At 58.3% G+C, this 14,946-nt stretch carries 12 protein-coding genes; 10 read left to right on the top strand and 2 right to left on the bottom strand.

Annotated elements, in window-relative coordinates; all coding sequences use genetic code 11:
• The first annotated feature begins 105 nt into the window (after nucleotides 1-105).
• Nucleotides 106-354, top strand: coding sequence for a helix-turn-helix transcriptional regulator (locus tag D8U73_RS11545; RefSeq protein ID WP_056852071.1), 249 nt, complete (start codon nucleotides 106-108; stop codon nucleotides 352-354).
• Nucleotides 347-1,579 carry a type II toxin-antitoxin system HipA family toxin gene (locus tag D8U73_RS11540; protein ID WP_056852072.1) on the top strand — a complete coding sequence of 411 codons (1,233 nt, stop codon included), beginning with the start codon at nucleotides 347-349 and terminating at the stop codon, nucleotides 1,577-1,579. Before D8U73_RS11545 ends, D8U73_RS11540 begins: the two co-directional genes overlap by 8 nt.
• On the opposite strand, the gene D8U73_RS11535 is transcribed toward D8U73_RS11540, so the two are convergent.
• Nucleotides 1,580-2,584 (bottom strand): AraC family transcriptional regulator, encoded by a 1,005-nt coding sequence (locus D8U73_RS11535; RefSeq protein WP_056852073.1) that lies wholly within the window; start codon nucleotides 2,582-2,584, stop codon nucleotides 1,580-1,582.
• 100 nt (nucleotides 2,585-2,684) lie between these two features.
• Between D8U73_RS11535 and D8U73_RS11530 the strand changes: the two genes are divergently transcribed.
• The 5 genes from D8U73_RS11530 (at nucleotide 2,685) to D8U73_RS11510 (ending at nucleotide 8,257) form a co-directional block, all read left to right on the top strand.
• Nucleotides 2,685-3,758 (top strand): fatty acid desaturase, encoded by a 1,074-nt coding sequence (locus D8U73_RS11530; protein ID WP_130904515.1) that lies wholly within the window; start codon nucleotides 2,685-2,687, stop codon nucleotides 3,756-3,758.
• A gap of 384 nt (nucleotides 3,759-4,142) precedes the next feature.
• On the top strand, nucleotides 4,143-4,724 hold the full coding sequence (locus tag D8U73_RS11525; protein ID WP_130904514.1) for an alpha/beta hydrolase: 582 nt from the start codon (nucleotides 4,143-4,145) through the stop codon (nucleotides 4,722-4,724).
• A 55-nt stretch (nucleotides 4,725-4,779) separates the two neighbouring features.
• Entirely contained in the window at nucleotides 4,780-5,703 is a 924-nt protein-coding gene (locus D8U73_RS11520) for a sigma 54-interacting transcriptional regulator (protein ID WP_056852076.1), read from the top strand.
• Nucleotides 5,704-5,952: 249 nt separating this feature from the next.
• Nucleotides 5,953-6,750, top strand: coding sequence for a MetQ/NlpA family ABC transporter substrate-binding protein (locus D8U73_RS11515; protein ID WP_056852077.1), 798 nt, complete (start codon nucleotides 5,953-5,955; stop codon nucleotides 6,748-6,750).
• Nucleotides 6,751-7,147: 397 nt separating this feature from the next.
• Nucleotides 7,148-8,257, top strand: a complete 1,110-nt coding sequence (locus D8U73_RS11510; RefSeq protein WP_130904513.1) for an RHS repeat-associated core domain-containing protein — start codon at nucleotides 7,148-7,150, stop codon at nucleotides 8,255-8,257.
• Nucleotides 8,258-8,277: 20 nt separating this feature from the next.
• Here the strand turns inward: D8U73_RS11510 and D8U73_RS11505 are convergent, their stop codons facing one another.
• Nucleotides 8,278-9,474 (bottom strand): AAA family ATPase, encoded by a 1,197-nt coding sequence (locus D8U73_RS11505; protein WP_130904512.1) that lies wholly within the window; start codon nucleotides 9,472-9,474, stop codon nucleotides 8,278-8,280.
• A 194-nt stretch (nucleotides 9,475-9,668) separates the two neighbouring features.
• Between D8U73_RS11505 and D8U73_RS11500 the strand changes: the two genes are divergently transcribed.
• From D8U73_RS11500 to D8U73_RS11490, 3 genes are read left to right on the top strand one after another with little or no spacing between them, the layout of a single operon-like run.
• Nucleotides 9,669-10,772: an efflux RND transporter periplasmic adaptor subunit gene (locus D8U73_RS11500; protein WP_130904511.1), complete on the top strand. Its 1,104-nt coding sequence runs from the start codon at nucleotides 9,669-9,671 to the stop codon at nucleotides 10,770-10,772.
• Nucleotides 10,769-11,836, top strand: a complete 1,068-nt coding sequence (locus D8U73_RS11495; RefSeq protein ID WP_130904510.1) for an efflux RND transporter periplasmic adaptor subunit — start codon at nucleotides 10,769-10,771, stop codon at nucleotides 11,834-11,836. The genes D8U73_RS11500 and D8U73_RS11495 overlap by 4 nt, the downstream gene beginning before the upstream one ends.
• Nucleotides 11,833-14,889 (top strand): efflux RND transporter permease subunit, encoded by a 3,057-nt coding sequence (locus tag D8U73_RS11490; protein WP_130904509.1) that lies wholly within the window; start codon nucleotides 11,833-11,835, stop codon nucleotides 14,887-14,889. The genes D8U73_RS11495 and D8U73_RS11490 overlap by 4 nt, the downstream gene beginning before the upstream one ends.
• The last annotated feature ends 57 nt before the right edge of the window (nucleotides 14,890-14,946 follow it).

The following is a 14,946-nucleotide window of genomic DNA, read 5'->3' as shown; positions in this document are numbered from 1 at the left end:
CGTGTGGGTAAAAAAGCGGCTGGACTTTAATTCGGAGATGCATTAAATACAATGCAAAGTGTGACAAATTTCAATTTTGCACTGTATACGAGGCAAGGTAGCACTATGGAAAATCTGGGTGAGCTGATCCGAACCTTACGCAAAGAAAGAAAACTCTCCCAACAGGCACTGGCACAGCAGTACGGAATGAGCCGTGCGACTATCTCTGGAATCGAAAACAACACCCTCTCCGAAATTGGCCTGCGCAAGGTCGAGGCAATCCTCAACGGATTTGGTTATGAACTTACCGCCGTACCGCGGCAATCGAAGCGGCCGACACTGGATAGCCTGAAAAAGGTGAACTTCCATGGTTGAGCTGCAGCAAAGGGATCGGCTGGCGATCAGTGTTTCCAGCAATGCCGTCGGAATTCTTGGTCGAGGCCAATCGTCCGCTGACAGCGTTTTTGCCTACGCCGAAAACGCATCAGAGCAAGATGCCGTTTCTTTGATCATGCCGGTACGCCTGGAGAGCTACGCGTGGGAGCCAGGTGTTCCTCCGGTTTTCGAGATGAACTTGCCGGAGGGGACTTTGCGCGATGAGTTGACTCGTCGTTTCAGCAAGGCTGTCCGAGGCTTTGACGACTTTTCGATGCTTGCTATCGTCGGCCCGCACCAACTCGGCAGAGTGAGCATTTCACCGGCGCAGGACGGGCTCGACCAGCCACCTGAAACCAGCTTGGCGGACCTTCTTGTGCATGATGGTGCGCAAGGATTGTTCGACGACCTCTTGCACACGTATGGCCAGTACTCGGGCGTTTCCGGTGTGCAGCCGAAAGTTCTGATTCGTGATAGCGGGTCAACCATCGATCGACTGTCCCATCGGGGGGCGACACATCTGGTTAAAACCTTTCACCCGGAACAATACCCGCAACTCGCTGCAAACGAATATTTCTGCATGCGGGCTGCATTGCACTCGGGGCTTGAGGTGCCGAAGTTTGAACTGAGTGATCAAGGTAGATTCCTGATCGTTGAACGCTTCGACCTGAACGACAAAGGTTATTTGGGTTTCGAGGATTTTTGCGTGCTTAACGCCTGGCCTTCAAAAGCCAAATACGACGGCTCATATGAAGGTATTGCCAGACAGATCAAAGCGTTCGTTTCTCCTTCAATGCTCAATCAGGCGCTTGAGTCGTTTTTCAAAATCGTCGCACTTTCATCGGGTTTGAAGAACGGCGACGCGCACCTGAAAAACTTTGGCGTTCTCTATGAGGATTGCGCAGCCGATGCGCAAATCAGTCTGGCCCCTACCTACGACATCATCACTACGTCGGTCTACATCAAGGCCGACAGCATGGCGTTACTGTTGGGGGGATCGAAGGCGTGGCCAAAGTACAAAATGCTGATGCGCTTTGGTCGGTCTGCCTGCAACTTGACCGAAGGGCGCTGCAACGAGTTACTGCAACAAGTCGGCCATGGTATGGAAGTAGCGATGGACGAGATGGTCCAGCATATCAAGGCAAACGGTTCCTTTGCCCGGATAGGCGCGCAAATGCTGGAGCAGTGGCAAGCAGGCATTGCGCGTAGTCTGGTAAAAAACTAATCAGCGCAACCCATCCCGAAACTGTCCCGGTGTCATCCCGGTCCAGCGTTTGAACGCGCGGCTGAAGCTGCTGGTGTCGGCGAATCCGAGCAGATAACTGATCTCGCTCAGCGAAACCTGCGGGTCGCGCAGGTGCAGCAGGGCGAGGTTCTCGCGGCTTTCGTTGAGCAGCGTATCGAAGCGACAGCCTTCGTCCGCCAGGTGCCTTTGCAGGCTGCGCAGGCTCAGGTGCAGGGCCTTGGCGATGTGTTCGGCACTGGGTTCGCCTTCGGGCAGTTGTTCTTCAATGGCGTCGCGGACCTTGCGCTCCCATGTCAGCGGCTTGAGTTGCGCGAGGGTGCGTTTGAGCACGGTTTCGTTGTGCTCGGCCAGCTCCGGGTTGGCGTCATCCAGGTGGCTGTCGAAGTCGACAAGGGCGAATTCCAGCCGATCTTCCTCGGCGCCGAAGTACACGGGTGAGCGAAAGGCTTTATGCCATGGGTGCGCGTCTGCCGGTTCCGGGCGCCGCAGGTAGGTCGCCAGTGGTGCGTAATCCCGGCCCAGGCGATTGCGACAGGTGCGCACGTAAATCGCCATGAACGCATCGATGGCTTCGAAGGCCGGGGCCGGGTTGCCGCAGGGAATTTTCAGATGGAAGCGGTAGCGATCCTCGTCGCGGATCAGCTCCAGTTCCAGAGCATCGCTGACCACCTGGTGATAACGCACGATGCGCTCGAATACTTCGCGCAGGCTGCCGCTGGCCACCAGCGCATAGCCCAGGGCGTGAAAGGTGGTCGGGCTGACAAAGCGCGATACGCGTAAGCCAAGCGCCGGGTCACCGCTGGCCTGTACCGCCAACTCCCACAGACGCGTGGTTCCGGACAACGGATAACGCGCGTTCGGGTCCTCCATCAACTGCGGATCGAGTCCCGCTTGCCGGCACAGGCTGGTGCTGTCGACGCCCAGTGCATCGAGTTGCTTGCGCAAGGCGCGGGTCCAGCTGGCGAGTGAGGTCGGTTCAGTCATGCTGATTGGCGCTTCCGGTCAACAGGTTGGCGTTCACGGCTACCGCTGCAAACGGGCGCGGCAGGCAGGATGCGAACATCAATAACCAGAGGATGGAAGCATGGACCGTACTTCTGCAAGCCCCCAACGACTGAATGCAGCTCAACGATCGGCACAAATTCGCGAAGTGGTGCTGGCCAAGGGTGTCGAGCTGCGGGAGCGCTACCCGGTTCTTAAGCATCAGGACGCTATCGGTGCGAGCATTCTGGCGTTCGCATTGGCCGGCATGATCGGTTCGGCAACGCTCTACATCAGCGGACACATGGCCTGGTGGGCGTGCCTGTTGCTTAACGCGTTTTTTGCTTCGCTGACCCATGAGCTGGAACACGATCTGATTCACAGCATGTACTTCCGTAAACAGAAGGTGCCGCACAACCTGATGATGGGGCTGGTGTGGCTGGCCCGCCCGAGCACCATCAACCCATGGATTCGCCGTCACCTGCACCTCAATCACCACAAGTTTTCCGGCTCTGAAAACGACATGGAAGAGCGCGCGATCACCAACGGCGAGCCATGGGGTTTCGCCCGGTTCTTGATGATTGGCGACAACATCATGTCGGCGTTTATCCGCATGTTGCGAGCCAGGACATGGGCACACAAGTTCAGCATCATCAAGCGCACCTTGAAGGTCTATGCACCGCTGGCGCTGGTGCATTGGGGGGCGTGGTATGTGTTTCTCGGTTTTCATGCGGCCAATGGCATTGCGCAACTGATAGGCGCGCCGATCGATTGGTCGGCGACGACGTTGTCGGTCATGCAGGTGATCGACATCGCGGCAGTCGTGATCATCGGCCCGAATGTACTGCGCACGTTTTGCCTGCACTTCATCAGCTCGAACATGCACTACTACGGCGACGTGGAACCGGGCAACGTCATGCAGCAAACCCAAGTGCTGAATGCATGGTGGTTATGGCCGTTGCAGGCATTCTGCTTCAATTTCGGCAGCAGCCACGGGATTCATCATTTTGTGGTGAAGGAGCCGTTCTACATCCGCCAGCTGACAGTGCCGGTGGGTCACAAAGTAATGCGCGAGATGGGGGTGCGGTTCAACGATCTCGGCACCTTCGGCCGGGCGAACCGGTTTGTGCGCAAGGAAACTACAGAACCACAGCAAGTGCGAACCGCTCAGGTGTGAGCACTACACCGGAAACTCAAATCTGTTCGTTCGTCATAAATCTGACCCAAAGGGACGTTAGGTTATGACGCAGGAAGGAGGCCCGGCGATGGATCGTCTTATGTCATAAAGTGCTAACAAAGTAATCAAATATTCCTTTATTGGATAACCGTTTTAGCCAATCATCGGCTTCCGGTGTTGCTGATCAGCACTGACAGAATTTGAGTTTCCGGGGGCCGTCTCCTTGGCAGGGTGCGGCCCCTTTTTTATTCCGCAAGAAACACCAACCCACCAATTGTTTTTATATTCCAATCAGGCCTTAATAAATAGCTTCTTATTCCTTAACGAATATAACTCTCCTCCCTATACTCGATCGGGAACAGACACGCAGCAGGAGAGTTCCCCATGCGCAACGAATCGATTCGCTACCTGATTGTGCCGGGCTGGCAAGGATCGCCAGAAGATCATTGGCAAAGCCATTGGCAGAAAAGTTTGCCGAACAGCGCACGGGTCGAACAGGCCGACTGGTTGACACCGCGCCGCGAAGACTGGGTAGCGGCCTTGGCTGAGGCGATCGCGGCCGACAGCACTCCGGTCATTCTGATTGCCCACAGCCTGGGATGCATCACCGTCGCCCATTGGGCTGCGACGGCGCCCGTGCAGTTCTTGCGGCAGGTGCGCGGCGCCTTGCTGGTCGCACCGGCAGACGTCGAGCGTCCGGCCTGTGCGCCGGCCCTGCGTAATTTCGCACCGATTCCGACTGACCTGCTGCCATTTCCCAGCCAGGTCGTCAGTTCCGATAACGACAGTGCCGTCAGTGCATCGCGAGCGTTGGAGCTGGCGCGCAACTGGGGAGCCGAAGCGGGCATCCTCGCAGGTGCCGGCCACATCAACGTCAAGTCCGGACATCAGCGTTGGGAGCAGGGGTTTGCCTATCTCTATCGCCTGCAAAACCGCATGGAACAACACGCCCTGCGCCGCGCTTGAACACTTTCCTTAGTTAACGCCCCCGTCTCCCGGCGGTTTTGGGCGGGAGTCTGCCATGAGCTTTGAAACCTTCGGTCAGCCGCTGCTGACCTTTCCCGATGCTGAAAAAAGTCCCCTGAGCATTCGCGCCAAGGCGTTGGTGTTCGTCGATCCGCGCTCCCGGCAATTGCGCCAGGAGCTGGAACAACTGGCGCCGCGCTCGATTTCGGTGCTGATCCGTGGCGAAACGGGGAGCGGTAAAGAATTGTTGGCGCGGCACATCCATCGCGCCAGCGATCGTGGCGGATTGTTTGTGTCGGTCAATTGCGGCGCGATCAGCCCGACCTACGCCGACGCTGAATTGTTTGGCTATGCCGCAGGCAGCTACAGCGGTTCGGCGAGCAGTCGCGCGGGATGGTTTGGTTCGGCCAACGGCGGCACGCTGTACCTGGACGAGATCGGCGACTTGCCGCTGCCGATCCAGATCAAACTGCTCGCCGCGCTGGAAAACCACGAAGTGACACGCGTTGGTGCCCAGCAGCCGAGCCCAGTAGATGTGCGTCTGGTAGCGGCCACCAGCATCGATCTGGCCCAGGCGGTTGCCGCCGGGAAATTCCATGAGCGGCTCTATCACTACCTCAGCGAGGGGCAACTCGAACTGCCAGCCTTGCGCGAGCGGGTCGGCGACATTCTTTCGTTGGCCGAATACTTCCTGGGTATCTACAGCCAACGCCTCGATCTGCCGGTGCCGCTGATCAGCGAAACCGCGCAACACGTGCTGGAGCGACACAGTTGGCCGGGCAACACCCGCGAACTGGAAAATGTCATTCACTTTGCGTTGTTGGTGAGTACCGGCGACGAGATTTTGCCGGAGCATTTGAATTTGCCGGATGAAGGGCTGGCGCAGATTGAACGGCAACTCCAGCAGATACTCGACAAGGGCTCCGCGTCTGAAAAAGCCGCCCTGAAACAAATACTTAAGCAGGCTGGCCTCCTGTAACCCGAGAACGCCGCAGAGTCTCAGGAGCCCTGCGTTATCGTTTGGCGACCCTCGCGAGCAGTCTCGCAACCAAGGGAATGCGCGGGCTAGAGCTGTATGAACAAAATGGAATATGAAGCTGAATAAAGGTTATTGTTCGGGAATAAAAAATCCCGGTATTGTCCGCTTCACGCCAGCGATAGCACTTCACTGGCACACGTACTGATAGCCGTCGCCACAAGCGACTGTGATATTCGATAAGGACACTGCATGAAAAAGGTTCTGTTGTTCACCGCACTGGCGGCTGCCCTGACCGCGGGCCTGGCCCAGGCTGGCGAGAAACTGGTGGTTGCCGCGACCCCGGTGCCACACGCCGAAATCCTTGAGCTGATCAAGCCAACCCTCGCCAAAGAAGGCGTGGACCTGGAAATCAAAGTCTTCACCGACTACGTACAGCCGAACGTGCAAGTTGGCGAAAAGCGCCTGGATGCCAACTACTTCCAGACCAAGCCTTATCTGGACAGCTTCAACGCCGGCAAATACAAGGATGACAAAGCCAAGTACCTGGTCACCGTGCAAGGTGTGCACGTTGAACCGTTCGGTGGCTACTCGAGCAAATACAAAACCCTGGCCGAGCTGCCTGACGGCGCGACCATCGCTATCCCGAACGAAGGCAGCAACAGCGGTCGTGCGTTGATCCTGCTGCAGAAAGCCGGTCTGATCGAACTCAAGGATCCGAAAAACGCCCTGGCGACCCCGAAAGATATCGCCAAGAACCCGCACAACTTCAAGTTCAAGGAACTTGAATCGGCCCTGTTGCCACGTGTTCTGAAGGAAGTTGATCTGGACATGATCAACACCAACTACGCGCTGGAAGCCAAGTTGAACCCGACCAAGGACGCCCTGGTGATCGAAGGTGCTGATTCGCCTTACGTGAACTTCCTGGTGGCCCGTGAGGACAACAAGGACAGTGCCGCTATCCAGAAACTGGCCAAAGCCCTGACCAGCCCGGAAGTGAAAGCATTCATCGAGAAGAAGTACAGCGGCGCGGTACTGCCGGCGTTCTGATTCGCGAGGTAAACCCTTCAAGGTTTCCAACGCCGACGGCTAGCGCTAGCGTCGGCGTTTTTTTGTGTTTGAAAATCAAGCAGTGCTGGCCAGCAACGCCCTGCGCAACGCGACCAGTAACTTTACGATGTCCTGCGGATTCATGGGTTTAAGCACTTTTGCATCTGCCATGTTCTCTTCCTTGTGAGTGTTCGGCCAGGGAGTCTGGCCAATAACGGTCCGTCCTTGGAGGGGCAAATCGAAAAATAGATCCTTCCTACGGCGTAAAGGAAAATAGCCGTCTTACGCCGCCTCGGCAAACAGGCCAAACACTTTTCCTCAATTACTAGCACTTTTGCCAGTTGTTCCGAATCCTCCGGCCGTTTCAAGCTACGATCATTGAACGGAGGTGCTGACGATGACCACATATTTGTGCCGCTATGGTTACGACGCACTGGATCTGCTGATCGGGCTGGAGCCATTGGGGCAAGAAAAAATGCAGCGATTTTATCGTCACCAACATTTGGTGACGGAATTGCAAGGCTGCACCAGCCAGAGTGTGTTTCAAACAGAATCGCAACTGCTGGCGGAGCAACGTCGCGATCATGATAACGTTGCGAGTCGATTGCTGGCGACTGACCACCAACGATCCATTCAGCAACTCACCCATCCACCTCTACGGCAGGTCTATTCGCCCTACGGCCATCGCCGGGTCGAAAGCGGTCTCGGCAGTCTTCTGGGTTTCAATGGCGAAAGGGGTGACCCGGTCACCGGCCACTATTTGCTGGGCAATGGTCATCGTGCATTCAATCCGGTGCTGATGCGCTTCAACAGCCCGGACAGTCTGAGTCCGTTTGGGCGGGGCGGGCTGAATCCGTATGCGTATTGCCTGGGGGATCCGGTGAATTTCAGTGATCCGACGGGGCATGCGGGCGAGCCAAACTGGCAATCGTGGATGTTCGTCGCAATGTCTGCGCTGGGTCTGGTGTCGGGCGCTGTCGGAATTTACTCGGCAAGGCTCTCTATCAGGAATGCAAAAGTCGCTAGCAGCACGGCCTCTGGAACCGTCTCGAAACACGCCAAGTACGCAGGTATGACGGGGGCTGTGACAGGATTCGTCGGTGCCGGGACGGGGTTCGTGAGGTCCAGTATCGCTGCCGCGGATCCGGATAATTCAGCCCTGGATCCCCTGCTTGCGATCATGGCCGCCTTCAGCGCTTTATCGTTTGCCGCTACAGCAACTGCGGTGTCCTTCAACTTTCGTGCTTACAGGATAAACCGGGCTGAAGCAGTGAAGGTTGCCTACAGAGGAGTAAAATCAGGTCCCTTCAGAAACCCGCAGGTAAGTCCGCCCGCAGCGCCAGGCTCGCCGATTCCTTCAGCTCCGCTTCCTTCGCCCGGGCCGATTGGCTTTGAAAGTTTTCAGGTTCCAACGGTCAGACATCGAACCGATGTCAACTTGAACATGGGTTTCGACAGTCAAGTCGAGAATCCCGGGCGTGCCATGAAAATCCGCCGATCCTTTTAGAACAACTCGACACCTGTCATTCAATCCGGCCAATACCACGCCGGTTCGTCCAACATCCGCTGCCCGACAATCCCGGTCTGGCCAAGGGTTTTCTCCAGCACGATGCAGTTGCATTCCGGGTCCTGCTGCAATGCAGAGATCAGTCGTCGGGCATGGGACACCACCCACACCTGACACTGCTCGGAGGCGCGGATGATCAACCGCGCCAATGCCGGCAACAGATCCGGATGCAGGCTGGTTTCCGGTTCGTTCAACACCATCAGCGTCGGCGGGCGTGGCGTCAGCAGCGCCGCCACCAGCAGCAGATAGCGCAGCGTGCCGTCCGATAGTTCGGCGGCGGACAGCGGGCGCAACAATCCTTCCTGATAAAACTCGATGGCGAAGCGGCCACCGGCGAGCGGTTCGATGTGCAATCGTGCACCGGGAAATGCATCGCTGATCGCGTCGCGCAATGCCTCGGGGTCGCCGATTTCGATAATGGTCTGCAACGCCGCCGCCAGGTCGCGGCCGTCGTGGTGTAGAACCGGCGTACGGGTGCCCAATTGCGGTTGGCGCACTGGTGCGTCGACGTCACTGCGAAAGTGATCGTAGAAGCGCCAGCGGCGGATGAGTTCGCGCAGTTCCAGAACTTCCGGCGAGGTGCGCAAGCTGCCGACCTGATCAAAAAGACTGTCGAAATTCGGGGTGTGCTGTGCCAGTACATCCCATTGACGATCGGCCCGACTGCGGATCATCGGGCCGTCGCGATCCACCAACAGACTTGCCGGACGATAGAACGCCCCGTTCCAGATGCATTCGCGCTTGATCTGCGGATCGAGGCTGAACCGTGAAGGGATGGGCGTGTCGTGCCCTGGAAGCATGAAGTGGCCGTTGGATTCAGGAAGGCCGAGACTGATCGAGTAACCGAAGTCCTCACTGGTGAACCCCAGACGCAGGCGTTTGGCGCCCTGTCTCACGCCGGCCTCGACCGGCACCTCACCATTTCGCATACGCCGGGAGATGGTTTGCGGTCCCGCCCAGAAGGTCGAGCCCAGCCCACCCTCACGGGCCAGCGCATTGACCACGCCACCCTGAGCGGTTTCCGCCAGCAAACGCAGCGCGCGGTAGAGGTTCGATTTGCCGCTGCCGTTTGGCCCGGTGATCAGGTTCAAGCGACCCAGTGGGATCACCAGTTTGTTGATCGAGCGGTAATTGGCCACCGCGAGGGTGTTGAGCATGGAAAATGTCCCTATTGGCCGACCCTGCAGGCGCTGCCGCAGCTACGATCTCTTGCCTTTGAGTTGATCAGGGTCAAAAGATCGCAGCCCGCGGCAGCTCGTACAAGAGGAAAAGCTGAATTTGCGTAGGCGAAGGTTAATCCCTGTTCTAAGCTGACAAACGAATCGCGCCCGTTAAACGCAAAGGAGTCTGCATGGCTGGTCCCGGATTGAGATTAGCGCTTGGCCTGAGCCTCCTGGTATTGCTCAGTGCCTGCGACAAAGAGAAACCGCTCGAGAAGGCTCGGCCACGGGTTTTCGTTCAGGAAGTCAAACTCACCGATTACGCTGCCAACATCACCTTGACCGGCGATGTGCAGGCTCGGGTGCAGACCGAGCTGTCTTTTCGCGTGAGTGGAAAGATCATCCAGCGTATGGTCGATGTGGGTGACCGGATCGCGGCCAGGCAGGTCCTTGCCCGGCTCGACCCGAAGGACCTGCAAACCAGTCTCGACTCGGCACAGGCTCAAGTGGTGGCCGAGCAGGCCAAGGTCAAACAGAACGCCGCGTCTTTCGTGCGCCAGCAAAAACTGTTGCCCAAGGGTTATACCAGCCAAAGCGAGTACGACTCTGCGCAGGCGGCATTGCGCAGTAGCCAAAGCTCACTCGCGGCGGCCCAGGCGCAGTTGGCCAATGCCCGTGAACAACTGAGTTACACCGCGTTGATGTCGGATGCGCCAGGCGTGATCACTGCGCGCCAGGCAGAGGTCGGCCAGGTGGTTCAGGCCACCGTGCCGATCTTCAGCCTGGCCCAGGACGGTGCGCGCGATGCGGTGTTCAACGTCTATGAATCGCTGCTGGCCGAACCACCATCAGACAAGGGTGTTGTGGTCAGCCTGCTCGACAATCCGGCGATCAAAACCACCGGTACAGTCCGCGAGATTACCCCGGCGGTCTCGGAGCAGACTGGCACTGTGCAAGTCAAAGTCACCCTCGACAGCTTGCCGCCCGGCATGCAACTGGGTTCGGTGGTGAGTGCCACAGCCAATACCCGGGGCAAGTCCGCGGTGGAGTTGCCGTGGTCGGCGCTGACCAAAAAAATCAGCGAGCCCGCGGTATGGCTGGTGGACGGCGACGGCAAGGCGCAGTTGCATACCGTCACCGTCGGCCGCTATCTGACCGGTAAAGTCATCATCAGCGAGGGCCTCAAAGGAGGCGAAAAAGTCGTCGTTGCCGGTGGCCAGTTGCTGCATCCCGGCGTGACGGTGGAAATCGCTGAAGACACCTACAAGGAATTGGCCGCGGAGAGTCAACCATGAAGCATCTGTTACTGGTTCTGACCAGTGTGATGCTGGTGGCCTGTTCGGAAAAAGAAGCGCCAGCGGAGCCGGTGCGACCGGTGTTGTCGATCAAGGTCGAGGCACTGGGTGAACAAAACCTTGGCCGATTCGCGGGGAGCATCCAGGCCCGCTATGAGAGCAATGTCGGTTTCCGTGTACCGGGACGCATCGCGAGCCGTAGCGTCGATGTCGGCGCGGAGGTCGACAAGGGGGCGTTGCTTGCCTCGCTGGACCCTACGGATCAGCAGAACCAATTGCGCTCGGCAGAGGGCGACCTGGCGAGCATCCGGGCGAATCTGATCAACGCCCAGGCCACCGCCCGGCGACAGCAGAGCCTGTTCGATCAAGGCGTGGGCTCCCAGGCGCAACTCGACGCTGCACTGACTGACCTGAAGACCACCCAGGCCTCGCTGGACCAGGCTCAGGCAGCGGTCAGCCAGGCCAAGGATCAACTCAACTACGTTGAATTGCGTGCCGATCACAAAGCGGTCGTCACCGCGTGGATGGCCGAAGCCGGACAAGTTGTCACCGCCGGCCAGCAAGTGGTTACGCTGGCGCGACCGGATATCAAGGAGGCGGTGATCGATCTGCCGGACACCCTGGTCGATCAGTTACCCGAAGACGTGGTGTTCCAGGTTGCTTCGCAATTGAGCCCGGAGATCAACACCACGGCTATCGTGCGGGAAATCGAGCCCCAGGCACAAAGTGCAACCCGTACCCGACGCGCGCGCCTGACCCTTTCCGAAACACCCAGCGGATTTCGCCTGGGCACGGCGATCAGCGTGACATTGATTTCGGCGATCAAGCCGCAGATCGAATTGCCTCTGAGCGCGTTGCAGGAAGTCGAAGGCAAGTCGCGCATCTGGGTAATCGATGCCCAGGCGCAAACCGTTTCTCCCAGGGATGTCAGCATCATCAGCCGCACGGACAGCACCGTCGTAGTCGCCAGCGGCGTGAAGTCCGGCGAGCGGATTGTCAGTGCGGGAGTCAACAGCCTCAAACCGGGGCAAAAAGTGAAAGTAGATGAGGGCAGCCCACAATGAAAGGGAGTTTCAACTTATCCGAATGGGCGCTCAAACATCAGTCGTTTGTCTGGTATCTGATGTTCGTCGCATTGCTGATGGGCGTGTTTTCGTACCTGAACCTGGGGCGCGAGGAAGACCCTTCCTTCACGATCAAGACCATGGTTATCCAGACCCGCTGGCCAGGTGCGACCCAGGAGGAAACCCTCAAGCAGGTCACTGACCGCATCGAGAAAAAACTTGAAGAACTCGACTCGCTCGACTACGTGAAAAGCTATACCCGACCCGGTGAGTCCACGGTCTACGTTTACTTGCGCGACACGACCAAGGCCAAGGACATTCCGGAAATCTGGTACCAGGTGCGCAAGAAGATCGGCGACATCCGTTATTCGTTTCCACAAGGCATTCAGGGACCGTCGTTCAACGATGAATTCGGCGACGTGTTCGGTTCGATCTATGCCTTTACCGCCGACGGTCTGACATTGCGCCAATTGCGCGACTACGTCGAACAGGCCCGTGCCGATATCCGCGGCGTACCGGGCTTGGGCAAAATCGAGATGATTGGCCAGCAGGACGAAGTCCTGTACCTGAACTTCTCGACCCGCAAACTGGCGGCGCTGGGTATCGATGAGCAACAGGTTGTGCAAAGTCTGCAAACGCAAAACGCCGTGACCCCGGCCGGGGTGATCGAGGCGGGACCCGAGCGGATTTCCGTACGCACGTCAGGGCAGTTCATTTCCGAGAAGGATCTGGCCAACGTCAATCTGCGACTCAATGATCGCTTTTATCGTCTGGCCGATATAGCCGATATCCGCCGAGGCTACGTCGACCCCTCGACGCCGGAATTCCGCTTCAATGGCCAACAGGCTATCGGTCTGGCCATAGCCATGCAGACCGGGGGCAACATCCAGGAATTCGGCAAGGCCCTGCACCAGCGCATAAATGAGCTCACTGCCAACCTGCCGGTGGGTGTCGGTGTGCACAATGTGTCCGATCAGTCTGTTGTGGTAGAAGCCGCAGTTGGCGGCTTCACCAGTGCGTTGTTTGAAGCCGTAGTGATCGTGTTGGTGGTCAGCTTCATCAGCCTCGGCTTGCGTGCTGGCTTGGTGGTGGCTTGCTCGATCCCGCTGGTATTGGCCATGGTGTTCGTGTTCATGGAGTACAGCGGAATCACCATGCAGCGGATTTCACTCGGTGCGTTGATCATCGCGCTGGGCTTGCTGGTGGATGACGCAATGATCACGGTCGAGATGATGGTCTCGCGTCTGGAGCTGGGCGAGTCCAAGGAACAGGCTGCGACTTTTGCCTACACCTCGACCGCGTTCCCGATGCTCACCGGCACGCTGGTGACCGTCGCCGGTTTCGTCCCCATTGGTTTGAATGGCAGCTCGGCCGGCGAATACACCTTTACCCTGTTCGCGGTGATTGCCGTCGCGATGATGGTTTCGTGGGTGGTCGCGGTGCTGTTTGCGCCGGTCATCGGCGTGCACATCCTCAGTGCCAATGTGAAGCCGCACGCGGCGGAGCCCGGTCGACTGGGGCGGGCATTCAACGGCGGTCTGTTGTGGTGCATGCGCAACCGGTGGTGGGCGATCGGCATCACGGTGCTGCTGTTCGCGCTGTCGGTTGTGGGTATGCAGTTTGTACAGAACCAATTCTTTCCGGCCTCGGATCGCCCGGAAATCCTCGTGGATCTTAACCTGCCACAAAACGCCTCGATCGATGAAACCCGCAAGGCCGTGGACAAGCTCGAGGCGACGCTCAAGGGTGACCCGGATATCGTGCGCTGGAGTAGTTACGTCGGCCAGGGTGCAATTCGTTTTTATCTGCCCCTCGACCAGCAACTGCAGAACCCTTATTACGCGCAACTGGTGATCGTCGCCAAAGACTTCGAGACGCGCGCCGCCCTCAGCGATCGGCTGCGTGAACGTCTGCGCAATGATTTCGTGGGTATCGGCAGTTTCGTCCAGGCGCTGGAGTTAGGCCCGCCTGTGGGGCGGCCGATCCAGTACCGCGTCAGCGGCCCGGACATCGACCAGGTGCGCAAGCACGCCATCGATCTGGCCAGCCAGCTGGACAAGAACCCGCACATCGGCGAAATCATTTTCGACTGGAACGAGCCTGGCAAGGTGCTGCGCATCGATATCGCCCAGGACAAGGCTCGCCAGCTCGGCTTGTCTTCCGAAGACGTGGCGAACCTGATGAACAGCATCGTCACTGGCTCGACGGTGACGCAGGTCGACGACGATATCTACCTGATCAATGTGGTCGGCCGCGCCGTGGATGCAGAACGGGGCTCGCCGGAAACCCTGCAGAACCTGCAAATTCTCACGCCGGGCGGCACCTCGATTCCCCTGCTCGCGTTTGCCTCGGTGCGTTACGAACTGGAGCAACCGCTTGTGTGGCGTCGCGACCGCAAACCGACAATCACCATCAAGACCGCAGTGATCGGTGATATTCAGCCAACCGATCTGGTGAAGCTGCTCAAACCGGACATCGACAAGTACGCCGCCGCATTGCCTGCGGGGTACAAGGTCGCCACGGGCGGTACGGTGGAGGAGAGTGCCAAGGCCCAGGGGCCGATCAACAAAGTCGTGCCGTTGATGATATTCCTGATGGCCACCTTTCTGATGATTCAGCTGCACAGCGTGCAGAAGATGTTCCTGGTAGCCAGCGTCGCGCCGCTGGGCTTGATCGGCGTGGTGTTGGCGCTGGTGCCGACCGGAACGCCAATGGGCTTTGTGGCGATACTCGGCATCCTGGCGCTGATCGGCATCATCATCCGCAACTCGGTGATCCTGGTAACCCAGATCGACACGTTCATCGCCGACGGTTCTTCACCATGGGATGCCGTGGTGGAAGCTACCGAACACCGGCGGCGCCCGATTTTGCTCACCGCCGCGGCGGCGAGCCTGGGCATGATCCCGATTGCCCGGGAAGTGTTCTGGGGACCGATGGCCTACGCAATGATCGGCGGGATCATCGTCGCGACCTTGCTGACGCTGCTGTTTTTGCCGGCACTGTATGTGGCCTGGTACAAGATTCGCGAGCCGAAGAAAGACGCCGCGCAGTGATCGTTCCCACGCTCTGCGGCATGACGCAGAGCGTCACTGGCTGCATTCCCACGCAGA

Origin of the sequence: Pseudomonas sp. Sample_22, assembly GCF_004307635.1 — a bacterium.
Taxonomy (GTDB): Bacteria; Pseudomonadota; Gammaproteobacteria; order Pseudomonadales; family Pseudomonadaceae; genus Aquipseudomonas.
The sequence above is the reverse complement of the archived record's forward strand: the minus strand, read 5'-3'. Positions and strand labels throughout refer to the sequence as shown.